Source organism: Allobosea sp. 05T439 (assembly GCF_056396005.1).
This window is the reverse complement of sequence record NZ_JBFTKP010000044.1, coordinates 15505-38843: the sequence shown is the minus strand read 5'-3', so window position 1 is coordinate 38843 and position 23339 is coordinate 15505. Positions and strand designations below refer to the sequence as shown.

Below are 23339 nucleotides of genomic sequence, written 5' to 3'. Positions count from 1 at the left end.
CTGCCATAAAGGACCCTCCCGACCTCGCCTGACGTGCCTGAGGCCAGGTCCCAATGACGCGATGAACATGGACCTTCCGACCCTCTGGTACTTGACCGTTGGAACATCGCTGGTCGCCGCAGCGATGACGCTCTGGGAGCGCAAGGCGCATGCCCAGCGCTCGCGCCCACTCGGAATATGGGCCGCCGGCTATGTCGCTTTCGCCATTGGCTGCCTGCTGGCCATGAGGCGCGAGGCGTTTCCCGGCATCACCGGCCCAGCCCTCACCAATATCGTCATGGTTCTCGGCTACCTCCTGGTTCTCCAGGGCGTCAGATGCCTCGACGAGCGCGTACGCATCGGCCGCTGCGCCGCAGTGCTCATTGTCCTGGCCGCTGCCTGGGCCATCGGCGGCGAAGAGTTTCCGGTGTTCTTCTGGACCTATGTCGGCTCGCTGCCGATCGCCGCGATCTGCGGCCTGACGGCGCTTGTCCTGTTGCGCAGCCGCGCTGTGAAGCCCCTGCGATCCCGGCCGATCGCGGTCGGGGTCTTCGTCTGCCACGGCCTGTTCTATTTCCTGCGCGCGACTGTCGCGCCTGTGCTCGTCACAACCTACGGGGAGAGCCTGCTGCCGGTTCTCGCCAAGGTCACGATGTACGAGGCTGTGCTCTTCACTGTCGCGATGCCGATGGCCTTGATGGCTCTGATCCGCGAGGAATATCAGGCGCAGCTCCTGGCCGATTCCCGCACCGATTTCCTCACCGGGCTGCGCAACCGCCAGGGCTTTTTCGAACATGGCGCGAGGGCGCTGCGGGATGGGGCGGCGCAGCGGCCGGTCTCAATGCTCGCCTTCGACCTCGATCACTTCAAGGCGATCAATGACCGCTACGGGCATGACGCCGGCGATGCGGTGCTAAGGCTCTTCGCCGCCGTGTCGCGCGACATCGCCGGCGCGAACGGGGTCATCGGCCGCCTGGGCGGGGAAGAGTTCGCGATCCTGCTGCCGGGCCTGGACAGCATGGCAGCCAGCCGGATCGGCGAGACTGTGGCCAGGGAATTTGCCGAACGTGCCGCGAGAAGCGATGGCTTGCAGATGACGGCAACCGTCAGCATCGGGCTGGCCGAAGCCGCATCGAACGCAACCGCCCTCGCCGAACTGCTCTCGGCCGCCGACCTCGCGCTCTACAAGGCAAAAGCGCTCGGAAGGAACCGCATCCAGATCGCTGCGGCGAAGGGCGTCTCCGAAGCGGCCTGACGCCGATCGAATGCCCCGATCGCGACAAGCCCCACCGCCCTCCGGATGGCCAGGCGGAAGGGCGAGACATGACCTGAGCGGACGGCGGCTGCCGTCGCAGAAGCAGCCTCGAATGGCCKCTCCGTCCGCTTTGCCGCGGCTTGCTGGAACTCACACAGCCTGGCGTTGCAGGCGCCTCTCCAACGCGCGGCTGTAATGCGAGATGAAGGAGCAGAACGCGACATAGAGCAGAGCGACGAAGAGATAGCCTTCGAGCGAGAAGCTGCGCCATTGCGGATCGCCCAGCGCCTGCTTGGTTGCGAGCAGGAGGTCGGTCAGGCCGACGATGCCGACGAGGGACGTATCCTTGAACAGGCCGATGAACAGGTTGGCGATCGCCGGAACGGCAAGGCGCAGCGCCTGCGGCACGACAACCAGCAACGATGTCTGCCAATAGCCGAGCCCGAGCGCCTTGGCCGCCTGCTCCTGCCCGGCGGGCACGGCCTGCAGGCCGCCGCGGATGGCTTCCGCCAGATAGGCCGCGCTGAACAGCGTGATGGCGATGAGGGCACGCAGCAGAGCATCKACCTGCAGCTTTCCCGGCAGGAAGAGCGGAATCATGAACGAGGCCATGAACAGCACGCTGACCAGCGGGACGCCGCGGACCATCTCGATGAACATGACGCAGACGCCCCTGATGATGCCGAGCTGCGAGCGCCGTCCGAGTGCCAGCGCAATGGCGAGCGGGAATGCGCCGAGGATGCCGCCGACCGCGAGGAAAACCGTCAGCGGCAGCCCGCCCCATAGATCGGTCGCCACAAAGGACAGGCCGAGCACGCCGCCGCGCATCAGGACGATCACGGCGGGGATCCCCAGCAGCCAGCCCGCGATGACGGCCCGCCCCCCAAAGCGCAGCGAGCAGCTCGCCAGCACCAGCGCGATGGTCAGCAGCAAGGCAGCGAAAGGTCGCCACTGCTCTTCGAACGGGTAGCGGCCGAACAGGATCAGCCGCAATTTCTCGTGGACGAAGGCCCAGCAGGCCCCGCCCATGGCGCGGCAGGTCGCCGGAGACGCCGCCCACCAGGTTGCATCGAACACGGCCCAGCGCAGCAGCGACGGGACGTAGGTGACGAAGAGGCCGAGCATCACGACCGTCAGCAGCGTGTTGCCGACGCTGCCGAACAGGCGTTCCCGCACTGAAGGGGCGGCGGCGCTCATGACGCCCCCTTGAGCGCGACGCGGCTATTGTACCAGTTCATGAAGCCCGAGATCGCGAGGCTGAGCGCGAGGTACACGCTCATCAGGATCGCGATGACCTCGACCGCCTGGCCGGTCTGGTTGATGATCGTGTTCCCGATCGACATCAGGTCGGGATAGCCGATCGCGATGGCGAGCGAGGTGTTCTTGGCCAGATTGAGATACTGGCTGGCGAGCGGCGGCACGGCGACCTTCATCGCCTGCGGGATCACCACCAGGCGCAGCGCCTGGCCCTGCGTCAGCCCCAGCGCAGCAGCGGCCTCGCGCTGGCCGCGGCTGACCGACAAGATCCCGGCACGCAGGATCTCGCCGATGAAGGCGGCGTTATAGAGCGACAGCCCGATCAGGAGCGCCGTCAGTTCCGGCGTGATCATGCCGCCGCCGGAGAAGCCGAAGCGGGTCGGCCGCGGCATGTCGAAGGAGGTCGTCGCGGCGAGATCGAGCGCCACGGTGGCAAGCGGCAGCAGGAGCAGCAGCAATCCGGGCCAGAGCTTCGCCGGCGCGCCCGTCAGCTCCGCCCGGCGCCGCGCCCACAGGCCATGGCCGGCGAAGGCGACGAGGCCGACGATCACCGCCGCCAGGATGACGTCGGCGCCATGCTGAAGCACCGGGAAATGCAGGCCGCTCTTGGCGAGATAGACCCCGGGAAGCAGTTGCGGCGCAGCCGATGCGGCCGGCAGCATCTGGGTCAGCACCGCATACCAGAGATAGAGCTGCAGCAGCAGCGGCGTGTTGCGGACGAGCTCGACATAGAGCCTGGCCAGCGGGCTGACGAGGGGATTGCGCGACAGGCTGGCGATGCCGACGACGAAGCCGGCAAGCGTCGACAGCACGATCCCGAGCACGGCGACCACCAGCGTATTGAGCAGACCGACCAACAGCGCCCGGCCGAAACTCGCGCTGGCGCTGTAGGCGATGAAGCTCTGGCCGATCTCGAAGCCGGCCGCCTGCCAGATGAAGCCGAAGCCCGTCCGGATCGAGCGCGCCTCGAGATTGCCGACGAGGTTCGTGGCGAGGAAGGCGATGGTGCCGGCCAGCACGGCCAGCACGATCACCTGCGTCGCCAGGGCCCGAAAGGACGGATCGTTGCAGCCCTTCGCCAGGCGCGTCGGCGCGATCGCGACGGCGCTCATCTCAGCGCGTCGGCATGGCGTACATCTGCCCGCCCTTTGTCCAGAGCGCGTTGGTACCGCGCTCCATGCGCAGAGCCGTCCTGGGGCCGACATTGCGTTCGAAGATCTCGCCGTAATTGCCGCCCCGCTTGATCGCGCGATAGGCCCAGCCCGGGTCGAGGCCGAGTCTCTGGCCCATGTCGCCGGTGACGCCGAGCAGGCGCTTGATCTCCGGGTTCGCGCTCTCCTTCATCTGGTCGACATTGGCGGCGGTGATGCCCTTCTCCTCCGCCTCGATCAGCGCCATCAGGACCCATTTGACGGCGGTGAACCATTCCAGGTCGTTGCGGCCGACGACCGGGCCGAGCGGCTCCTTCGAGATCATGTCCGGAAGGATCTGCCATTCATCGGGATTGGGTGCGTCGGAAGCCCTGACCGAGGACAGATAGGACATGTCGGCAGAGAAGGCCTGGCAGCGGCCACTGAAAAAGGCGGCCCGCGCCTCGTTCTGGGCCTCGAACACGACCGGCGTGAATTTCTTGCCGTTGGCCCGGAAATAATCGGCGAGATTGAGCTCGCTCGTCGTGCCGGTGGCGGTGCAGATGCTGGCGCCGTCCAGTTCAAGCGCACTCTTGAGGCCGAGCGATTTCGGCACCAGGAAACCCTGGCCATCGTAGAAATAGACGCCTGCATAGAGCAGGCCGAGCGAGGCGTCGCGTGTCAGTGTCCAGGTCGCGACGGTGGTGAGCATGTCGATCTCGCCCGATTGCAGGGCCGTGAAGCGCTGCTGCGGGCTGAGCGGGACGAATTTCTCCCGTGCGGCGTTGCCGAGCACCGCCGCCGAGACCGCGCGGCAGAAATCGGTCGTCAGCCCGGTCCAGCGGCCCGAACTGTCGGCAATCGAGAAGCCGCCGATGCCGGTGCTGACCCCGCAGATGACTTCGCCGCGCTTGCGGACGGCATCGAGCGTCGGCCCGGCCTGGGCCGCGGCGGAAAATGTCGCGGCCGCCGCCAGCGCGGCTGCGGCGAGGCCCGATCTGACGAGGCCTTTCTTGACGAGTCCTGCTTTGAACAGAATCTTCACGTGTCCCTCCCCTGGAACCGCCGCTCGCCGCTGCAAACGGCTTGCGGACTTGCGCTCTTTTTTGACAGGCGCATGCGCGGGCTTCGCCGGCTGCGCTCTTGATCTTGGCCGGATCGCGACGTCGTTAGGTCACGGCGCGCCGTTTGGCGAAGCGCTCGTCGCGCCAGATCCCCGAGGTCATGACGTCGTTGAAGGCCTGGGCGGCGCGCTCGACATCGGCATAGCCGAGATAGGCGGGCGCGAAGCCGAAGCGCATCATGTCCGGGGCCCGGAAATCGCCGATGACGCCGCGCGCGATCAAGGCCTGCACGGCGGCATAGCCGTTGTCGAAGGTGATCGAGACCTGGCTGCCGCGCGCCGCATGAGCGCGCGGCGTGACGATGGTGGCGCCATGGGCGCGGCAGACCGGCTCGATCAGCTCCATGAACAGATCGGTCAGCGCGAGGCTCTTGGCCCGCAGCGCGGACATCTCGACATCCTCGATCGCGGCGAGGCCGGCGTCGACGACGCGCATGGACAGGATCGGCTGCGTTCCGCACAGCAGGCGCTGGATGCCACCTGCCGGCCGGTAGCCGCGCTCGAAGGCGAAGGGTGCGGCATGGCCCCACCAGCCGGAGAGCGGCTGCGACAGGGCATTGTGATGACGTGCCGCCGCATAGATGAAGGCCGGGGCGCCCGGACCGCAGTTCAGGTATTTGTAGGTGCAGCCGATCGCGAGATCGGCTCCCGCGCCGTCGAGATCGACCGGCACGACGCCGGCGCTGTGGCAGAGGTCCCAGACCGCGACGGCGCCCTTGGCGTGGATCAGCCGGTTGAGCGCCGCCATGTCGCGCAGTTCGCCGGTCTTGTAGTCGACATGGTTGACCAGCACGACCGCGGTGCGCTCGTCGATCAGATCCTCGATCCGCGGCGCGTCGACGCCCTCGAGCTTCAGGACGAGATCGGGCCGCCCGGCCGCCACGCCTTCGGCGACATAGAGATCGGTGGGAAAACTGCCGCCTTCGGCGACGATGACATTGCGGTCGGGACGCAGCGCGAGCGCGGCATGCAGCGCCTTGTAGACATTCACCGAGACGGAATCGCACACCACCGTCTGCCCTGGCGCCGCGCCGATCAGGCGCCCCAGACGGTTGCCCAGCGTATTGACCAGGGCAAACCAGCCGGCATCGTTCCAGCTGCGCACCAGCCCTTCCGCCCATTCCTCGCGCATGGCGACCGCCATGTCACTGAAGGCAGCCACCGGCGCCGGGCCGAGCGAATTGCCGGCCAGATAGATTGCGCCCGCAGGCAAATGGAAACGGGCGCGCAGATGCCCCAGCGGATCGGCGCCATCGCGCCGCGCGATCTCGGACGCCACCTCTGCCCTGTCCAGCGATGCCAGGTTCATCTCGCCTCCACTCATGGCCGATGCCGCCAGCGCGGCCCGTCTGTCGGGGACTATTGGGACGGATATCGAAGATGTCAATTGATATATATAATCTGGCCAGTTGCGTCGTATTATATATATTGGCGGCAGCTTGCGAGGATCCCATGGACGAAACCGACGTCGCCACCAAGACCGAAACCGCCTACCGGACGCTGCGCCAGGAGATCCTCGAAACGCGGCTAAGGCCGGGTGCGCCGCTGAAGCTCGGCGCCATGCGGGAGGCCTACGGCATCGGCTGGACCCCGTTGCGCGAGGCGTTGTCGCGCCTCGAGGCCGAGCGCCTGGTCACCTCAAGCGCCAACAAGGGTTACACGGTCGCGCCCGTCTCGCTGGAGGAGTTGAGCGACCTGACCAGGGCCCGGCGCCTGGTCGAGCTGCCGATGCTGGCGGAATCCATCGCCAATGGCGACGAGGCGTGGGAGACCGCGCTGGTCGCCGCCCATTTCCGGCTCTCGCGCTGCACGCCGCCGGTGGAAAAGCCGGAAGAGCTGGTCATCAGCGATTGGGAAGAGCGGCACGAGGCCTTCCATCTCGCCCTGCTGGCCGCCTGTACGTCGCGCTGGCTGATGCGCTTCTACGTTCAGATCAAGGATCAGCTGCGCCGGCATCACCGCATCCTCTCGATCGCGCCCGCGCTTTCGCACAGCGCGGCGGGCACGCCCTGGCAGGACAGCCCCGCCTTCGCAGCCTTGCGCGATGCGCTGGCGCTCGAGCCGCATACCGCCTTGATGAATGCGGCCCTGGACCATGACGTCGATCGCGCCGTCAGGCTGCTCGACGAGCATATCGAATTCACCCGCAAGGTCTTCGTCGCCTCCGATCTCGACGGCGCCCCCGGCCCCGCTTCCTGACGCCTTCGCGCTTTCGCGTCCGTCCCGCCCGTCCTTCCCGCCCGCCCTTCCCGCCCGTCGCCGGTCACACCGGGCCCAGACAAGCCTTGATGAGGATATCCATGCCGTCCGTTCTCCCCGGCACCAGCCCGTCGCTCGTTCTGGTCAATGGCCGGATTCTCAGTGAGGCGGGGCCCTGCGAGGCCCTGGCCATCGCGGGAAACCGTATCGTCGCACTTGGGAGCTCCAGCGAGATCGCCGCCCTTGCCTCGGCCGAGACGGAGCATGTCGATCTCGCCGGCAAGACCGTCACCGCCGGCCTCATCGATGGCCATGCCCATCTCGACCGCGAAGGCCTGAAGAGCGTGCTGCCCTCGCTCGCCGATTGCCGTTCGATCGAGGACATCGTCGCGCGCATCGCCGAGGTCGCCCGAACGAAGAAGCCGGGCGAGTGGATCATCACCATGCCGATCGGCATTCCCCCCAGCTATGAGAGCGTGCTGGCGGGAATCGCGGAACATCGCTTCCCCGACCGCTGGGACCTTGACCGCGCCGCGCCTGACAACCCGGTCTATATCCGCTCGATCTGGGGCTACTGGCGCTCGACCCTGCCACTGGTTTCGATCGCCAACAGCCGCGCCCTGCGGCTGGCCGGCATCGATGCCTCGACGGTGGCGCCGGCCGCGTCCATCGAGATCTGCCGCGATGCCGCAGGCGAGCCGAACGGCATCTTCGTCGAGACCAACAAGATGCCGGTGGTCGAGATGAGCCTGATGCGCCGGGCGCCGCATTTCTCCGCCAGCGAGCGGGCCGGCGCGCTCGCGGCATCGATGAAACTCTACAACCGGGCGGGCACCACCAGCGTGTTCGAGGGCCACGGCATTGCCGCCGAGGTGCTGGACGCCTATCGGCAGGTCCGGTCCGAGGGTCGCCAGACCGTGCGGGCATCGATGATCTTCAGCCCGGCCTGGCCCTCGACCTCGGCGGAGGATTGCCGGGCCCTGCTCAAGTCCTGGGGACATTGGCTCGCCGGCCGGGGATTAGGCGACGCCTGGCTCGGTATGGACGGGCTCTACGGCGAGATCGACGATTCCGTGGAGCGGGAGCTGCGCAGCGCAGCCTTTCCGCAGACAGGCTGGGCCGGCTTCCACTATAATTCGTCGCTGCCGCGCGATGCCCTGAAGACGGTGCTGATCGAAGCCGCGCGCAACGGCATCCGGGCGGTCGGCATCCTGCCCAATATGCTCGACCTCTTCGCCGAGGTGGACAACGTCACCCCGCTCGCCGGCCAGGGCTGGGTGCTCGGCCATGTCGTCAGCCTGACGCCGGACCAGGTGAAGCGGGTTGCCGATCTCGGGCTGGCGGTGACCACGCATCTGACCGCCTATATCTACAAGCGCGGCAGCGAGCTGGTCGAAAAGCTCGGGCGCGAGCGGGCTGGCGAGATCGTGCCGCTGCGCTCCCTGCGCGAGGCCGGCGTGCCGATTTCGTTCGGCAGCGACAACGCACCGCTCAGCCTGTTCCACTCGATCGCCCATGCGGTCAACCGACGCGACCGGACCGGCGCCGTCATCTCCCCCGAACAGGCCCTGACACGCGAAGAGGCGCTGGAATGCGCGACGCTCGGCGGCGCGAAGCTGACCTTCGCGGAGGGCGAGAGGGGCAGCATCGCCATCGGCAAGCTCGCGGATCTGGCCGTGCTCTCGGCCGACCCGCTCCGCTGCGCGCCCGACGAGCTCGCCCGGATCGAGTCGCTGCTGACCGTCGTCGACGGGCAGATCGTCTATCGCGCGGACGCCGGCGGCGGGCGCTGAGGGAGGCCGCCATGACCGAACTGCCGACGAAAGCCGTCTTTCTCGACTATGATCAGGCCCGGCTCGATCTGAACTACAATCAGGGCGCCTGGGCCGCCAATGCCGACGAGATCATCGCCTGGTACCGCGAGGCGAGCCTTGCTGCGCATCGCAACCTCACCTGCCGCCCGCTCGCCTATGGCGAGGGGCCGGCCGAGCGGATCGACCTGTTCCCGGCGGCCTCAAAGCGGGCGCCGCTCGTCATCTATGTCCATGGCGGCGCCTGGCGCATGCTCGACCGGATGGACAGCGCCTTTGCGGCGGAAGCCTTCGTGGCCGCCGGAATGAACTTCGCCGTGCTCGACTTCGCCAGCATTCCCGCGGTCCGGCTGCCCGAGATGGTGATGCAGGTCCAGCGCGGCATCGGCTGGCTCGCCCAGCACGCCAGCGAGTTGGGCTATAACCCCGAACGCCTGTTCGTGATCGGCCACTCCTCGGGGGCGCATCTCGTCGCGGCCGCGCTCACCGCCGAGACGCCGCATCGCATCGCGCCTGGCATGGTCGCCGGGGCGCTTTGCGCCAGCGGCGCCTATGATCTGGAAGGGCCGATGCTCAGCGCGCGGGGGCGCTATCTCGGCCTGACCGCAGCCGAGATCGCGGCATTCAGCCCGATCCGCCATGTCGAAGCGCTGACCTGCCCCGTTCTCGTCGCTTATGGCGAGGCTGAAACCGACGAGTACCGGCGCCACGCCACGACGTTCCACGCAAGCCTGGAGAAGGCGGGAAAGGCAACGCAGCTGCTGCGCGCCGAAGGGCAGAACCATTTCGAGGTCAGCCGCATGCTGGCTGCGCAGGATAGCCCGATCTTCGACGCGGTCATGAAAGCCGTCTGATGTCTTGCGTCTCCAGGTCGCATTCCCGGCCTGCGCGAACCGGACCGGTCAAGCGGCTTGCCCTGCGCAGGCTGCTGGCGGGAGCGCACCGAGGCGCGCTGCGGCCGGCAGCAAGCATGGCCAAGAGGTCGATCATCTCCGGCTGCGGTGTCGCGCGACATCGCCGGCGCGGACGGGGTCATCGGCCTGTTGGGTGGCGAAGAGTTTGCGATCCTGCTGCTGGGCCTTGACAGCCTGGGGATTTGCCGAACGCGCGGCGCGAAGCGATGGCTTGCAGATGACGGCCACGGTCAGCATCGGGCTGGCCGAAGCCTCATCGAACGCAACCGCCCTCTTCGAGCTGCTCTCGGCCGCCGACCTCGCCCTCCACAAGGCAAAAGCGCTCGGAAGGAACCGCATTCAGATCGCCGGTGCGACGGGGGCTTGCGAGACTGCGCGACGGGAAGCGTGGGTCGAATGGGTGCAAGCGACCTACTGATTTCAACGCAGACGATATCGGCGCTGCCCCTTCCCTTGCGCTCGTGGCCTCAGGGTGCATGGCGGCGCCAATGCTCGGCCGCGCACGGCAATTGAGGCCTGGCTCCAGCCAGAATCGACGCCATGTTGACGCTGTCGAACATGCGCTGGGGCTGATTTAGCACGCGTCGTGTGGCTGCGGATCGTACTCCGCACCTTTTATGCAGTAGGCTTTGAAGTGACCGGGCGCCTCGACGATTCTCGTTTCCATTCGCCTAACAAAGTCCAACAGGTCGAAAAGGTCGTCGGAATCTTCGGCTGGCTTAACCTTCGGCTTGTCCTCGCCAACGACCCCCGCTGCGCCGAAGATCGCGATGTTCTTTCCCTTTGGCCTCTGCGCTGAGCGATAGATGATCGCGTCGATGCGCCGCTTGTGCTTCTTGATTTCGACGGTGTGGTGGTTAAGCAGATATTCAGCGACGGCCTGCGTCGGTAGATAGTCCAGGTACTGGTCTTCCGGTGAGATCGGCCGCGATATCTCCTGCATGAATTTCTGCATGAACAGCCACTGAGCGACCCGCGAGACCCGGTTCGGTACGAAAATATTCTGTGGCTTCGGAGGGGCAGAGAGCCGCGTCATATCCAAGACGCAGATCGGCTTCGTGATCGTGAATTTGGCAACCGCAACGATGCTGCCAACGGACGGACGAAGCTCGGCGATGCAGGTCTCGTGGGGACTGTCGGCGGACTGCCGTCTGCGCCGCAAGGGCGGATTGGCGACCAACGGTCCTGTGGCGGACAGCGTGAAGTCACTGCTTGACCGCCACGGCGTCTACTACCGGCCACAGACGGTCCCTTACAACACCACTAACCTCGACAAGGACCTGAGGCAGCGACTGATCTGGTGGCTGCGCAGCCAAGGATTTGTTGTTTAGTCCGGCCCTGCACAGTAGCCTGTGATAAAGAGTCTCCGCTCAAGAGCGGCCCTATCGCAGAGGAGGGTGCGCGCCAATGTCCGCTTTCCTAGCAACCAGCTGATGTCTCCTCTTGGCGCACCGCAGACTACGTGTGGCGCATGTGAAGGTAAGACATCCCCATTGATCCGAGACATTCGCGACGACGCGTCTGCCGGTCGAAACGCCCCCTTCGCGGCCCCCACAATCTCGGCCCCCTCACCCCACAAACACCGACCTCTCCGCAAATCCCGTATGCCGCCGCATCATCCGGCCCACCACCCGGTCGCGCGAGATGCGGATGTGGCGTGCCACCGCCTCGCGGGCCGCGGCTGCGTCCCGGCGGGCCAGCGCCTCGATGATCTCGTCATGGTCGTGGCGGACCTCTTCGCCGTCTTCGGCCGCGCCGAGATCGGCGAAGAGCAGGCGCTGCATCTCGTCCATGGTCTGGCCGATGCCGCGCAGGAGGCGGGCGTTGTCGGCGATGGTGGCGATCGCCTCGTGAAAATCCTGGTTGGCGCGCATGAAGGCGCGGTAGCTCGCCTGGTCGCCGATGCGCAGCTCGACGGAAGATAGCCGGCGCATCATCGCGACATGGCTGTCGGTGATGCGCGGGGCGGCGAGTTCGGCCGCTGCGCATTCGAGGATCAGGCGCATCTGGATCAGCTCGTGGAAATCGCGGAGCGAAAGCTCGGTGACGCTGTAGCCGCGGCGCGGAATGACGCGAACCAGCCCGTCCTGCCTGAGCCGCGACAGGGCCTCGCGCAAGGGCGAGGTGCTGACCTTGAAGCGCGCGACGAGATCGGATTCGTTGAAGACCGCACCTTGCGCGATCTCCCCAAAAATGATCGCGGCGCGGAGCTCCTGATAGACGCGCTCGGCCAGCGAGAGCTTGGCATCCTGTCCTGCTTCGGCCTTGGCCGGCATTGTTCTTAGCCCTTCGTGAAAAGGGTCGCGGCGCCTGATGCGCCGCGACCGCTCCCTGCCCTATTGGTCGGCGGGTTCGGCAGGCCCCGTCAAGCCCGGCGCCCGGCGAAGAAGCGCTGGACGACGACGAGGATGATGAGGGCAGCGAGCGCCTCGACAAGCGCAACCGCAATCAGGCCGGGCGCGATCTGGCCCGTCGCGTCCTTCAGCAGGCCAAGGCCATAGGGGGCGAGGAAGCCGCCGAGATTGCCGAAGGAGTTGATGATCGCGATGCCGGCGGCGGCAGCGGTGCCGGCGAAGAGCCGGTTGGGCAGCTGCCAGAACACCGGGATCGCGCCATAGGCCCCGGCGAGCGCCAGCGAAAACAGCACGACGACCATCTGCGGCGAGCCGTGCAGGGCGAAGGCGACGCCGGCCAGGCCGAGCGCGCCGACGATCAGCGAGCCGACGCATTGCAGGAGCGGGCGGCCCGTCCGGTCGGCCATCAGGCCGTTGCCGATCATCACCGCCGAGCCGACGAGCGAGGCACCCGAGACCAGCCAGCCAATGGTCGCGACATGGCCGAATCCGGCCTCGCGCATGATGGTCGGGCCCCAGAAGGCGACGGTGGCGTTGGCAATGATGATGCAGAAATAGACCAGCGTGAAGATCCAGAGCCGCGGATCGCGCAGCACCGTCGACAGGCCATGCTCGCGCGGGCCGAGTGCCCTTGCATCGCGCTCGAGATCATCGCGGACCGCGCTGCGCTCAGCATCCGAGAGCCAATGCGCCTGTTCCAGTCGGTCGGTGAGCCAGGCCAGCGCAAAAAGCCCGATCAGAACTGTCGGAATGCCCTCGACGATGAACAGCCATTGCCAGCCCGACAGGCCGCCCATGCCCTGCATCCCGGTCATGATCTGCCCGGCAAGCGGGCCGCCGATGACGCCGGACAGCGCGACCGACGACATGAAGATGCCAAAGACCTTGGCCCGTCGCTCGCTCGGAAACCATTGCGTCAGGAACAGGATGACGCCCGGAAAGAACCCGGCCTCGAAGGCGCCGAGCAGGAAGCGCAGGATGTAGAAGGTCGCGGGCGTCGTCGCATAGGACATCAGCGCGCAGATCGTGCCCCAGCCGATGGCGATGCGGGCGATGGTCTTGCGTGCGCCGATGCGTTGCAGCAGCAGGTTGCTCGGCACTTCGAACAGGAGATAGCCGATATAGAAGATGCCGGCGCCGAGCCCGTAGACGGCCTCGGAGAACCGCAGCTCGTCGGCCATCTGCAGCTTGGCGAAGCTGATATTCACGCGGTCGACCCAGGCCAGCACCCAGAGAACCATCAGGATCGGGATCAGGCGCCAGAAGATCCGGCGATAAGCGGTGTCGAGCAGTGTAGCAGTCGCGGGGGCGGCCGCGCCCGGTAGCGATGTGTCGGTCATGTCAGAATCCCCTCGGCGGCCTTCGACCAGCATGAGCGATGTCGTGGCCGGATTTGTGATGCATCAATAAAACATCATAAACAAATCGCGACTGTCAACAGGCACCCCTGAGGCCATGCGACGCCGATCAGTTGAACGTACCCTCCCCCGCGATCCCAGCACGGACCTCTTGACCGCCAGCGCAAACTGCGAGCAGTAATTGACACATCAAAAAAACATCTAAGGGATGACCATGTCCATTCTGACGCTCGGCGCTGCCGGAGATATCGTAGTCCGCGAGCGGCTTTATGCCGGCGATGCGCTGATCGACGAGGGTTATGGCGAGACGCTCGCCTATCTCCGGCAGAGCGATCTGGTCTGGGGTTCCTGCGAGGTGCAGTTCGCCCGCCAGGGCTATCGCAGCGATGCACCGATCGCCTATCTCGTCGACCCGACGGTGGCCGACGATCTCGGCCGGGCCGGGTTTGGCCTGATGACGGTCGCGACGAATCACACCTGCGATTTCGGACCCCAGGCCTTCCTGGAGACACTGCGCCACCTGCAAGCGGCCGGCGTCGAGACGGTCGGCGGCGGCAAGGACCTCGCGGCCTCGCTCGTGCCGGACCGGCGCGTGATCAATGGCTGCAGGCTCGGCACCATCGCGGTCTCCTGCCTGTTGCCGCCGGATTATGCGGCAACGGAGACCCGGCCGGGCATCGCGCCGCTCGCGATCGAGCAATGGCCGGAAATCCACCCGGTCCTGCTCGCGACCGAACCCGGCGCACCGATGCGGATGCGCAGCCGGGTCCGCGAGGGCGATCTCGCGCGGCTACGCGGGCAGATCGCCAGCTTGCGCCCTGAAGTCGACGTGCTGATCGTCAGCGTGCATTGGGGCTATGGCCGCGGCGACCCGCTGGCCGAATACCAGCGCCCGCTGGGACAGGCGCTGATCGATGCCGGCGCCGACATGATTCTCGGCAACCACGCCCACAGCCCCGCCGGCGTCGAGACCTATCGGGGCAAGCCGATCCTCTACAGCCTCGGCAACCACATCGCCCAGCAGGATTGGGACAATGCCACGCCCGACCAGAAGATGATCTTCTCGCAGATCGATCCCTGGTCGCTGGTCTGCCGCATCGGCATCGGCCAGGGCGGCGTCGAGACGATCGAATTCCGCGCGACCGAGTGCAACAGAAGCGGGATGCCGGTGCTGATCCAGGAGCCGGCCCGCGCCCTGCCCGTACTCGAGCGCTTCGACCGGCTCTCACGCGGCATGGGCACGCAAGCCGAGATCGACGGCCTGAACCTGACCGTCCGGTTCGGTGGGTGAACGCGCCCCCGAGTGCGCCTTGGCTTACAGCAAGGCGCGCTCGTCGCGCCCCAACAGGCGGAAGGCGAGATAGATCGCCCCGGCGCTGAGCACGAGCAGGATCGTCGAGAGCGAGGCGGCCGTGCCGTAATCGCCATCATTGATCGCGATGTAGATCTTGACCGGCATGGTGATGGTGCCGCCGACATAGAGCACGAGCGACGAGGAGAGTTCGTTCACCGCCGTGACGAAGGAGAGCATCGCGCCTGCGATGATGCCGGGCAGGATCAGAGGGATGGTGACGCGCAAAAATGCCTGGACCGGGCTGTAGCCGAGCGAGATCGCCGCCTCCTCCATGCTCGGCCCGACCTGCCGCAGCGCGGCGGCCGAGGAGCGCACCGCATAGGGCAAGCGCCGGATGAAGACGGAGAGGATGATGATCGCCGCCGTGCCGGTCATCACCAGCGGCGGCGTGTTGAAGGCGGCGATGAAGGCGACGCCGACGACGATGCCGGGCATGACATAGGGCACCATCAAGGTGGCATCGAGCAGCGAGGTCTGGGCGGTGTTGCGCCGCGCGACCAGGCAGCCGATCAGGGTGCCGATGACCACGATCAGCAGCACGGAGGCGCCGGAGAACAGCAGCGAATTCCACACGACATCACCGAGCGTGGCAACGATGCGGCGGTAGCTGTCGAGGCCGAAGCCCGGCTGGAACACCGGCCCGTTCGTCTTCCTGACCGAATAGATCGCCGCAATGATCGCCGGCATCGCGCCGCCGAGCGCGATGAAATAGACCGCGGCATGGGCCGCGACATTGGCAAAGCCGCTCAGCCTGATCTTCTCGGGCCGGTTGATCAGGTTGCTGTGATAGACGTTTTTCCGCGACATGAAGCGCTGGATGAAGACGAAGACCATCGACATCAGGATCAGCGCCAGGCTGAGCGTCGTCGCCATGCCGAGATTGGAGCCGATCTCGGCGGAATAGGCGGTATAGGCCTCGGTCGCCAGCACATTGAAGCCACGCCCGAGCAGCCGCGGCGTGCCGAAATCGGCGATGGCATGGATCAGCGCCAAGAGCCCGCCGGCCGAGAGCGCCGGCAGGACCAGCGGGAACGAGATCTTCAGCACGCGCTGGAACGGCGTCAGCCCGAGATTCTCCGCCGCCTCCTCCAGCGAGCGGTTGACATTGGCGAGCGCGCCAGAGGTCAGCAGGTAGACATAGGGATAGAACTTGAAGGCGAAGACGATGAGGATGCCCCAGACGCCGTAGATCGGCGGCATGAAGACGCCCCAGGACATCAGCGTCTGGCGTACGATGCCGCCCGAGCCGAACAGCACGATCCAGGAATAGGCGCCGATAAAGGGCGGCGAGACCAAGGCCAAGATCGCCAGCATCGAGACGAAGCGGCCGCCCGCGATCTCGATGCGCGCCATGCAGAAGGCCATGACCGAGCCGAGCAGCAATGCACCCGCCAAGCCGCCGAAACCGATGATCAAGGTGTTGATGAAGGCGTTGAAATAGCGCGTGCTGCCGAACAGCCTTTGCCAGTTGGCGAGCGTCAGCACCCCGCTCTCGTCGCGGAAGCTGGAGACCAGGACGAGGCCAAGCGGGATCAGCAGCAGGACGATCAGGATCGCCCAGGCCCCGACCGCGACCAGCGTCCAGAAATCCGGACGCCAGCTGCGGCGCGTGGCTGAAACGGCGATGGCGCTCATGCCGTAAGCTCCGCCGGGACACGCCGTCCCTTCGCGTCGAAGCCATGGAGATCGGCCGGGTCGAAGCTCAGGCGGATCTGCCGGCCGGCCTCGATCGCGAGATCGGGCGGCGGCGCGCCGATCTGGGCTACGAGCCTGTGCCCCTGCGCCTGGACGGTGAGATGCGCCTCACGGCCGAGATAGGAGAAATGCTCGACCGTTCCGGCGATGCTGGCGGCGCCGTTTCCACTTCCCCCTTCGCTAGCCCCCGCCTCGGCGAGGCGCAGGCGCTCCGGCCGCAACGCCCATTGCGCCACGTCCTTCACCTCCGGCAAGCCGAAGGCGGCGGGCGCAAGCAGGTTCATCGTCCCGACGAAGGAGGCGACGAAACGCGTCGCCGGCTTCCCGTAGATCTGCTGCGGCGTGCCGATCTGCTCGACGCAGCCATGGTCCATCACGCAGATCCGGTCGGAAATGGCGAGCGCCTCCTCCTGGTCATGCGTCACATAGATCGCGGCGATGCCGATCGTGCGCTGGATCGCGCGGATCTCGTCGCGCAGGTCGAGCCGGAGCTTGGCGTCGAGATTGGAGAGCGGCTCGTCCATCAGGAGCAGGCGCGGCTTCACCACCATCGCCCGGGCAATGCCGATGCGCTGCTGCTGGCCGCCCGACAGTGCGGCCGGCAGGCGCTCGGCAAGCGCCGCCAGCCGGACGGTCGCCAGCGCCTCGGCGACGCGCTCGCGGATCTCGGAGGCCGCGACCTTGCGGGCTTTCAGGCCGAAGGCGACGTTCTCGGCGACCGTCAGATGCGGGAAGATCGCATAATCCTGGAAGACCATGCCGATATCGCGCTTATGCGGCGGCACCGAAAGCAGGTCGTGGCCGGCGAGATCCACCCTGCCCTCGGTGAGCTGCGAGAAACCGGCGATCGAGCGCAGCAAGGTGGTCTTGCCGCAGCCCGATGGGCCGAGCAGCGTGAAGAACTCGCCCTTCGCGACCGAGAAGGACACACCGTTCAAGGCCGTCGTGGCCCCATAGCGCTTGATCGCGCCGTCGACAGTCAGATACGCCATGCCGGCAAAGCACTCCCGTCCCTTCCCTAGTTGCGCATGGCCGCGATTGGACGGCAAGATGGAGAAACTGCGCCGGCACAGAACGAACCGGCGTGACGGGGATGGAGAGCAGGCGATGATGTCGAGCAGGAACTGGGTGGGTCATCTCGTGCTGGCGGCCGGGATTCTCGGCTTGGCCGGCGGAGCCTATGCGGCCGACAACAAGGTCGTGCTCTACACCGCCCATAAATCCTCGATCGTGCAGAAGATGATCCCGCTCTTCGAGGCCGAGACCGGAATCAAGGCCGAGGTCGTGCAGCTTGGGTCCGGCGATGTCTTCCGCCGCGCCCGCGCCGAGGCCAGCGCGCCCAAGGCCGATGTGATCTGGAGCGTCACCGGCTCGCTGCTCAGCGAAAACGCCGATCTGCTCACGCCCTATACGCCCAAGGAACAGGCGGCKATCGACGAGCGTTTCGTCGCGAGCCCGGCCTGGACGCCCTATACGACCGTGATCTACGTGCTGATGGTCAACAACAAGATGGTCAAGGACGCCGAGATCCCGAAGACCTGGGCCGAGCTGTCCGATCCGAAATGGAAGGGCAAGGTCGCCTCGGCCCGCGTCGACAATTCCGGCTCGGCCTTCCAGCAGATGACGACCGTGCTGACCGCCGGCGGCGACAAGGGCTGGGAGGTCTATGGCAAGCTCGCCAAGAACTTCATCTTCTCCGACAGCTCCGGCGCCGTGCCGCGCTATGTCGCCGATGGCGAGGCGCCGCTCGGCCTGACGCTCGAGGACAATGCGCTCGAATATGTCGCCGGCGGCGCGCCGGTGAAGATCGCCTATATCGCGGACGGCACGACGACCTCGCCCGACGGCGTGGGGCTGGTGAAGGGCGCGCCCAATCCCGAACCGGCGAAGCGCTTCATCGACTGGGCCTTGTCGAAGAAGACGCAGGAAGCTCTGGTGAAGGAAGCCGGCCGCCGCTCGGTGCGCAAGGATGTCGCCGCGCCGGGCGATGTCAAGCCGCTGGCCGAGCTGACCCTGGTCAAGCTCAAAACCGTCGAGGAACTCGGCGGCACCAAGGCGATGATCGAAAAGTGGAGGCAGGCGACCGGCCAGTGATGGCTTGAACGAGCCGGCTGAAGCCGCCTCGCGCCGATATCCACCATGCAGATTGAAAGCTTCAGCCTCGGCAAGCGCTTCGCCAGCCCTGAGGAGAACGAAGACAGCGTCGTCATCCTGCCCGGCCGCGGCTATGCCGTGATCGATGGCGTGACCGACCGCAGCGGCCGACGCTTCGGGACGATGCGGGCGGGGCGCTTCGCCTCGGCCCGGGTCGCGACCGAAGTCGCCCGCTTCCTCCTCAGCGAAGACCTGAGCGTGCGCGGCGGCGATGCGCGCGTGCGCCGGCTGGTCCTGGCGCTCAGCGACACGCTGCGCGCCGGCTACGCGGCGCATGGCCTGGCGGAGCGGGTGGAAGGTGATGCGTCAGCGCGGATCGGCTGCACGCTGGCGCTGGGCTACCATGACGGCCCGGCCCTGCAGCTCGTCTCGATCGGCGATTCCGGCATCCGCTTAAGCGGACAAACGCTCGGGACTGTCCGCCATGTCGAGGCGAAGCCCCTCGACCGCGTGACCGCGCTGATCCGGCGGGAATGCTGGGCCTATCTCGGCCGGATGCGGGCCGATCCGCTGCACCAGCGCGCGATCTCGGACGATGCCGTCTGGAACGGGTTGCGCGTGCCGCCGGCAGGCTTGAGCGCGGAGGCGAGCGCCGAGGTCAGGGCCCATGTGCTGCATCTTTGCAGCGAGGAGATGCCGACGATCGCGCGCACCGAGATCGAGCGGCTGCTCGACAGCGGCATCAGTGGCCAGCGCGTCTTCGCCAATCACCCGACCAGCGATCTCGGCTATGGCGTGCTCGACGGCTTCGCCATCGCCGAGCGGCATGTCTTCACCGCCGACTATGCCGCAGACGAGGTCTCGCGGCTCGAACTGTTCAGCGACGGCTATTTCGCCGAGCCCGAGGCCTTTGGCGTCGCGGCCTGGGAGGCGAGCTTCGCCGAGGTCGAGCGGCTCGACCCCGACAAGATCGGCCCCTATGCCAGCGTGAAGGGCTCCGGCCCCGATGGCTGGACCGACGACCGGACCTATCTCGGAATCGCGTTCGATCGCTGAACGGGTAAGCCGGCGCGGCAGGCGCAGGGCTGGCCGTCCCGCCCTCGCCGTCTTCCGGCGGGATGGCGATCATCCGGCCGCCGCGGCGCTTCCAGCCCCTATTCGGGCGCGCCCTCGCGCCGCCTGAGCGCCTTCAGCCGGCTGATCAGATGGCGGGCGCCCATCAGGATATGCTGCTCCAGATGGTCCTTGGCGCGCTCGATATCGCCCGCTCTGCAGAGATCGAGCAGGAGCTGGTGCTCGCGGTTCATGCGCTCGCGCCCGCCCGTCAGCCGGATCGGCAGCGGGAAATGGCGATAGGCGTTCAGATAGAGCTTTCGGATCAGCGCCAGCGTCTGCGGGCGGTTGGCCGGTGCATAGAGCGCGGCATGGAAAGCCCAGTTCAGGCTCGACCAGTTCTCATCCTGCTGGTCTTCCGCGATCTGCGCCAAGATCTCTTCGGCCCTTTGATAGTGCTGCGCCGTCATCAGCGGCATCGAGAGTTCGAGAAGCCAGGTCTCGAGCCGGGCCCGGATCTCGTAGGTTTCCTCGAGATCGTCGATCGACAGCCCTGAGACCACCGCGCCCTTGTGGGATTCCTGCCTGACCAGGCCCTCGGCCTCGAGCTGATGCAGGGCTTCGCGGATCGGCACCCGGCTGACGCCAAGCTCGGCCGCCAGTTTCTCCTGACGCAGCTGGATGCCCTCGGGCAAGGCGCCCGACAGGATCTGGTCGCGCAGCAGGTCGACGACCCGCGCGGTCGTCGTCTTGCGCTGAAGCGCGGGAGGATTGTTCGACAGGATGGAAGCCGTCATCGCCTGCTCACGCGTCTCCTACTCTGGCGCCTAGCCCCAATCCCTGCCCTGGAGCGGGGTTCATTTCAATCCGGGCGGCGGCCATTGGGATGGATAACCGATTTTGTATCCAATCCCGGCGCGCGCTTGGAGGCGTCCACAAACGACATATCACGCCATTCCGTCCCTCTTGCGTCGGGCCAAGCGGCATCGTAATGGCAATTGGATCCAATATCCAATCTTGTTGAGAACACCCGTGATCGCGATCAGCAACAATGAAGGGGCCTGCGGCATTCCCGCGACCGCCCGCGCACTCGCCAAGGGCGAAGCGGCTCTCGACGCGATCGAGGCGGGCATCAGGCTTGTCGAAGCCAGTGAGAGCGTCCGCACCGTCGGCCGCGGCGGCTGGCCCAATCTCCTGGGCGAGGTCGAGCTCGATGCCTCCGTGATGGACGGCACCAGCCTGCGCAGCGGAGCCGTGGGCGCACTGACCGGCTATCTGCATCCGGTCAGCATTGCCCGCCAGGTGCTCGAACGCCTGCCGCATGAGCTATTGGTCGGCGAAGGCGCCAGGCGCTTCGCCGCCGAGATCAGCGCGGAGGCCGGCGAACTCCTGATGCCGCATGCCCGGACCGCCTGGGAGCGCTGGTTCCGGGACGAGGTCAGCGAAGCCGACCGCGCGAACTGGCCGGACGTGCCGATGGCGGAGCTCTGCGCCCAGGCGATCGACCCGGAAACCGGCCGCGACACCACGGTCTTCCTGGCTCAGGACGCGCAGACCCATATCGGGGCGGGCACCAGCACCTCCGGCTGGGGCTGGAAATATCCGGGGCGTCTCGGCGACAGCCCGATCATCGGCGCCGGTTCCTATGCCGATACGCGTTACGGCGCCTGCGCCTGCACCGGCGTCGGCGAAATGAGCATCCGGGCCGGCACCTCGCGCGCGGTCGTGCTCTACATGAAGATGGGCATGGGCGTCGAAGATGCGGTCTACGAGGCCGTTGCCGACATGCGCGCGCTGAAGGGCGGGCTGATCGGCCGGGTGACGATCCACGCCATCGACGCAGCGGGCGGCCACAAGGTCGTGGCCGTGAACGGCCTGCCGGAAAACCACTACTGGCTCTGGCGCAGCGGCGAGGCAGCGCCTTCGAGCCATCCTTGCGAGATCATCGCGATCAGCGAGGACCCCGCCCCCAAGCCGACCGCCCATCGCCGCTATGAGGCGATGGGGCTTTGACCTCCTGCCCTGGATCATCGGACCGGAAACCTATCCGGTCCGATGATCCAACCTTTTGTGTTTGCATCGGCTTTGCCCCGAAAACCGCAATCCACCTTTCGGGCCGATGCGCGAGTTCCATCGATCATCAGGGATAATGACCATGGCCCATTCCGGAAAAATCGTTCTGACAGCGCTGGCAGGCCTGCTGCTCGCCGGCACCGCCGCCCATGCCGAGGGCACGCTCGACCGCATCAAGCAACGCGGGCAGTTGATCTGCGGCACGAGCACCGGCATTGCCGGGTTCAGCATGGCCGATGCGCAGGGCAGCTGGAGCGGGCTCGATGTCGATATCTGCCGGGCGCTMGCAGCCGCGATCTTCGACGACCCTTCGAAGATCAAGTTCGTTCCGCTGGCCAGCAAGGACCGCCTGACCGCGTTGCAGAGCGGCGAGATCGACGTGCTGCCGCGCACCACGACCTGGACGCTGAGCCGCGACGCCGGCCAGGGCCTGAACTTCACCGCCGTGAACTATTATGACGGCCAGGGCTTCCAGGTGCGCGCCAAGGCCGGGATCAAGTCGGTGAAGGAGCTGGATGGGGCCTCGATCTGCACTGTGCAGGGCACGACCAATGAGCTGAATCTCGCGGACTATTTCCGCGTCAACAAGATGAAATACGAGGTCGTCGCCTTCCAGGGCATCGACGAGACGGTGAAGGCCTATGAGAGCGGTCGCTGCGACGCGATCTCGACCGATATCTCGCAGCTCGTCTCCTATCGCCTGAAGATGTCGGACCCGGCCGAGCATGTCCTGCTGCCGGACGTGATCTCGAAGGAGCCGATCGGCCCCTATGTCCGCCAGGGCGACGATGAATGGTTCGACATCGTGCGCTGGACGGTCTTCGCGCTGATCAATGCCGAGGAACTCGGCGTCACCCAGGCCAATCTCGCCGAGATGCTGAAATCCGAGAATCCGGAAATCCGCCGGCTGCTCGGCGTTGAAGGCAAATTCGGCGTGGGGCTGGGCCTGACGCCCGACTGGATCGCCCGGATCGTCCGGCATGTCGGCAATTACGGCGAAAGCTACGAGCGCAATCTCGGCACCGGCAGCCGCATCGGCCTGCCGCGCGGGCTGAACAATCTCTGGTCCAAGGGTGGCATCCAGTTTGCACCGCCCGTGCGCTGATCCAAGCCTTTCCAGCGAACGCCGCAAGCTCCCTGGATTGGAGTCAGGTCAGCCTCTGAAAGCGGCGTCGTGGGTCCTCCCGCGGCGCCGCTTTTATCATGCGCGGCGGGGCGCCGCGCATCCCCGCCGGGCGCCAATGGCCCAGCGCTGCGACATAGCCGACGCAACAGGCCAGGCTGCGATAGCTGGGGCCATCACGAGCGTCTGGGGCCCTCATCTTGCACAGCCTCCACCGGGCACTGATTCCCGGCCGATCGAATCGTCGCGGCTAGGTTGACCGCTCCGGATCGACGGAATCAGCGTGTCCCTGTCCGCCCCGTCCCGCATGGCGAGCACTGGAGCTCCCTGAGGCAATACGCTGCAACGCGCTGGCGTCTCAGGAGCGACCGGGTAGCCGAGGCGCAAACGCGTGCACTCCAGCCGGCGGGACCGCTGCCAGCAGCCTTGTGGATCGGCCCCCGCGCGAGGCCGCCGGTCACGCAAGCCCTCGGGAGCCATACAGCTCTCCACACACATCATCCCCCGCATTCAACCGGTTGGCAGAAAACGCGTTTCCTGCCTTTCAGCCCATTTTCGAGGGTCGCA

At 66.5% G+C, this 23339-nt stretch carries 20 protein-coding genes; 10 read left to right on the top strand and 10 right to left on the bottom strand.

The window, feature by feature from the left end:
* The first annotated feature begins 67 nt into the window (after positions 1-67).
* The gene (locus AC1DIO_RS30265) at positions 68-1234 is read left to right on the top strand and encodes a GGDEF domain-containing protein (RefSeq protein ID WP_441508327.1); all 1167 of its coding nucleotides are present in this window, start codon (positions 68-70) and stop codon (positions 1232-1234) included.
* A gap of 150 nt (positions 1235-1384) precedes the next feature.
* Here the strand turns inward: AC1DIO_RS30265 and AC1DIO_RS30260 are convergent, their stop codons facing one another.
* The 4 genes from AC1DIO_RS30260 to kynU form a co-directional block, all read right to left on the bottom strand.
* A complete protein-coding gene (locus AC1DIO_RS30260) occupies positions 1385-2431 on the bottom strand; it encodes an amino acid ABC transporter permease (protein ID WP_441508326.1) in 1047 nt (348 codons plus the stop codon).
* Positions 2428-3603 (bottom strand): amino acid ABC transporter permease, encoded by a 1176-nt coding sequence (locus tag AC1DIO_RS30255; RefSeq protein ID WP_476854526.1) that lies wholly within the window; start codon positions 3601-3603, stop codon positions 2428-2430. The genes AC1DIO_RS30260 and AC1DIO_RS30255 overlap by 4 nt, the downstream gene beginning before the upstream one ends.
* 1 nt (position 3604) lies before the next feature.
* Positions 3605-4666 (bottom strand): amino acid ABC transporter substrate-binding protein, encoded by a 1062-nt coding sequence (locus AC1DIO_RS30250; protein WP_476854525.1) that lies wholly within the window; start codon positions 4664-4666, stop codon positions 3605-3607.
* Positions 4667-4790: 124 nt separating this feature from the next.
* Positions 4791-6053, bottom strand: coding sequence for a kynureninase (gene kynU, locus AC1DIO_RS30245; protein ID WP_476854524.1), 1263 nt, complete (start codon positions 6051-6053; stop codon positions 4791-4793).
* Positions 6054-6124: 71 nt separating this feature from the next.
* Between kynU and AC1DIO_RS30240 the strand changes: the two genes are divergently transcribed.
* The 4 genes from AC1DIO_RS30240 to AC1DIO_RS30225 all read left to right on the top strand — a co-directional run bounded on the left by AC1DIO_RS30240 (position 6125) and on the right by AC1DIO_RS30225 (position 10086).
* Positions 6125-6943: a GntR family transcriptional regulator gene (locus tag AC1DIO_RS30240; protein ID WP_476854523.1), complete on the top strand. Its 819-nt coding sequence runs from the start codon at positions 6125-6127 to the stop codon at positions 6941-6943.
* Between the two features lie 101 nt (positions 6944-7044).
* Entirely contained in the window at positions 7045-8736 is a 1692-nt protein-coding gene (locus tag AC1DIO_RS30235; protein ID WP_476854522.1) for an amidohydrolase, read from the top strand.
* 11 nt (positions 8737-8747) lie between these two features.
* On the top strand, positions 8748-9608 hold the full coding sequence (locus AC1DIO_RS30230; RefSeq protein WP_441508320.1) for an alpha/beta hydrolase: 861 nt from the start codon (positions 8748-8750) through the stop codon (positions 9606-9608).
* Positions 9609-9885: 277 nt separating this feature from the next.
* The gene (locus tag AC1DIO_RS30225) at positions 9886-10086 is read left to right on the top strand and encodes a nucleotidyl cyclase domain-containing protein (RefSeq protein ID WP_441508319.1); all 201 of its coding nucleotides are present in this window, start codon (positions 9886-9888) and stop codon (positions 10084-10086) included.
* A gap of 156 nt (positions 10087-10242) precedes the next feature.
* Here the strand turns inward: AC1DIO_RS30225 and AC1DIO_RS30220 are convergent, their stop codons facing one another.
* The 3 genes from AC1DIO_RS30220 to AC1DIO_RS30210 form a co-directional block, all read right to left on the bottom strand.
* Positions 10243-10848, bottom strand: coding sequence for an RES family NAD+ phosphorylase (locus tag AC1DIO_RS30220; RefSeq protein WP_441508318.1), 606 nt, complete (start codon positions 10846-10848; stop codon positions 10243-10245).
* A 388-nt stretch (positions 10849-11236) separates the two neighbouring features.
* Positions 11237-11944 (bottom strand): GntR family transcriptional regulator, encoded by a 708-nt coding sequence (locus tag AC1DIO_RS30215; RefSeq protein WP_441508317.1) that lies wholly within the window; start codon positions 11942-11944, stop codon positions 11237-11239.
* An 89-nt stretch (positions 11945-12033) separates the two neighbouring features.
* A complete protein-coding gene (locus tag AC1DIO_RS30210; protein WP_441508316.1) occupies positions 12034-13362 on the bottom strand; it encodes an MFS transporter in 1329 nt (442 codons plus the stop codon).
* A gap of 232 nt (positions 13363-13594) precedes the next feature.
* Here AC1DIO_RS30210 and AC1DIO_RS30205 point away from each other — a divergent pair, with 232 nt between their 5' ends.
* Positions 13595-14671: a CapA family protein gene (locus tag AC1DIO_RS30205; protein WP_441508315.1), complete on the top strand. Its 1077-nt coding sequence runs from the start codon at positions 13595-13597 to the stop codon at positions 14669-14671.
* A gap of 24 nt (positions 14672-14695) precedes the next feature.
* On the opposite strand, the gene AC1DIO_RS30200 is transcribed toward AC1DIO_RS30205, so the two are convergent.
* Entirely contained in the window at positions 14696-16369 is a 1674-nt protein-coding gene (locus AC1DIO_RS30200) for an ABC transporter permease (RefSeq protein ID WP_441508314.1), read from the bottom strand.
* The gene (locus AC1DIO_RS30195) at positions 16366-17421 is read right to left on the bottom strand and encodes an ABC transporter ATP-binding protein (RefSeq protein ID WP_441492320.1); all 1056 of its coding nucleotides are present in this window, start codon (positions 17419-17421) and stop codon (positions 16366-16368) included. The genes AC1DIO_RS30200 and AC1DIO_RS30195 overlap by 4 nt, the downstream gene beginning before the upstream one ends.
* A 115-nt stretch (positions 17422-17536) precedes the next feature.
* Between AC1DIO_RS30195 and AC1DIO_RS30190 the strand changes: the two genes are divergently transcribed.
* Together AC1DIO_RS30190 and AC1DIO_RS30185 are read left to right on the top strand one after the other, a co-directional pair.
* Complete coding sequence (locus AC1DIO_RS30190; protein WP_441508313.1) at positions 17537-18523, top strand: extracellular solute-binding protein; 987 nt, start codon at positions 17537-17539, stop codon at positions 18521-18523.
* Positions 18524-18568: 45 nt separating this feature from the next.
* The gene (locus tag AC1DIO_RS30185) at positions 18569-19579 is read left to right on the top strand and encodes a hypothetical protein (protein ID WP_441508312.1); all 1011 of its coding nucleotides are present in this window, start codon (positions 18569-18571) and stop codon (positions 19577-19579) included.
* Between the two features lie 98 nt (positions 19580-19677).
* On the opposite strand, the gene AC1DIO_RS30180 is transcribed toward AC1DIO_RS30185, so the two are convergent.
* The gene (locus AC1DIO_RS30180) at positions 19678-20373 is read right to left on the bottom strand and encodes a GntR family transcriptional regulator (RefSeq protein WP_441508311.1); all 696 of its coding nucleotides are present in this window, start codon (positions 20371-20373) and stop codon (positions 19678-19680) included.
* Positions 20374-20608: 235 nt separating this feature from the next.
* Here AC1DIO_RS30180 and AC1DIO_RS30175 point away from each other — a divergent pair, with 235 nt between their 5' ends.
* Both AC1DIO_RS30175 and AC1DIO_RS30170 read left to right on the top strand, forming a co-directional pair.
* On the top strand, positions 20609-21589 hold the full coding sequence (locus AC1DIO_RS30175; RefSeq protein ID WP_441508310.1) for a glycosylasparaginase: 981 nt from the start codon (positions 20609-20611) through the stop codon (positions 21587-21589).
* A gap of 142 nt (positions 21590-21731) precedes the next feature.
* A complete protein-coding gene (locus AC1DIO_RS30170; RefSeq protein ID WP_441508309.1) occupies positions 21732-22754 on the top strand; it encodes an amino acid ABC transporter substrate-binding protein in 1023 nt (340 codons plus the stop codon).
* Positions 22755-23339: the final 585 nt, after the last annotated feature.

What these genes read in the sequence shown, in the direction of transcription:
- AC1DIO_RS30265 (WP_441508327.1), top strand. Translation starts at nt 68, where the DNA reads ATGGACCTTCCGACCCTCTGGTACTTGACCGTTGGAACATCGCTGGTC.
- AC1DIO_RS30255 (WP_476854526.1), bottom strand. Translation starts at nt 3,603, where the DNA reads ATGAGCGCCGTCGCGATCGCGCCGACGCGCCTGGCGAAGGGCTGCAAC.
- kynU (WP_476854524.1), bottom strand. Translation starts at nt 6,053, where the DNA reads ATGAACCTGGCATCGCTGGACAGGGCAGAGGTGGCGTCCGAGATCGCG.
- AC1DIO_RS30240 (WP_476854523.1), top strand. Translation starts at nt 6,125, where the DNA reads ATGTCAATTGATATATATAATCTGGCCAGTTGCGTCGTATTATATATA.
- AC1DIO_RS30235 (WP_476854522.1), top strand. Translation starts at nt 7,045, where the DNA reads ATGCCGTCCGTTCTCCCCGGCACCAGCCCGTCGCTCGTTCTGGTCAAT.
- AC1DIO_RS30230 (WP_441508320.1), top strand. Translation starts at nt 8,748, where the DNA reads ATGACCGAACTGCCGACGAAAGCCGTCTTTCTCGACTATGATCAGGCC.
- AC1DIO_RS30225 (WP_441508319.1), top strand. Translation starts at nt 9,886, where the DNA reads ATGACGGCCACGGTCAGCATCGGGCTGGCCGAAGCCTCATCGAACGCA.
- AC1DIO_RS30215 (WP_441508317.1), bottom strand. Translation starts at nt 11,944, where the DNA reads ATGCCGGCCAAGGCCGAAGCAGGACAGGATGCCAAGCTCTCGCTGGCC.
- AC1DIO_RS30210 (WP_441508316.1), bottom strand. Translation starts at nt 13,362, where the DNA reads ATGACCGACACATCGCTACCGGGCGCGGCCGCCCCCGCGACTGCTACA.
- AC1DIO_RS30205 (WP_441508315.1), top strand. Translation starts at nt 13,595, where the DNA reads ATGTCCATTCTGACGCTCGGCGCTGCCGGAGATATCGTAGTCCGCGAG.
- AC1DIO_RS30200 (WP_441508314.1), bottom strand. Translation starts at nt 16,369, where the DNA reads ATGAGCGCCATCGCCGTTTCAGCCACGCGCCGCAGCTGGCGTCCGGAT.
- AC1DIO_RS30195 (WP_441492320.1), bottom strand. Translation starts at nt 17,421, where the DNA reads ATGGCGTATCTGACTGTCGACGGCGCGATCAAGCGCTATGGGGCCACG.
- AC1DIO_RS30185 (WP_441508312.1), top strand. Translation starts at nt 18,569, where the DNA reads ATGCAGATTGAAAGCTTCAGCCTCGGCAAGCGCTTCGCCAGCCCTGAG.
- AC1DIO_RS30180 (WP_441508311.1), bottom strand. Translation starts at nt 20,373, where the DNA reads ATGACGGCTTCCATCCTGTCGAACAATCCTCCCGCGCTTCAGCGCAAG.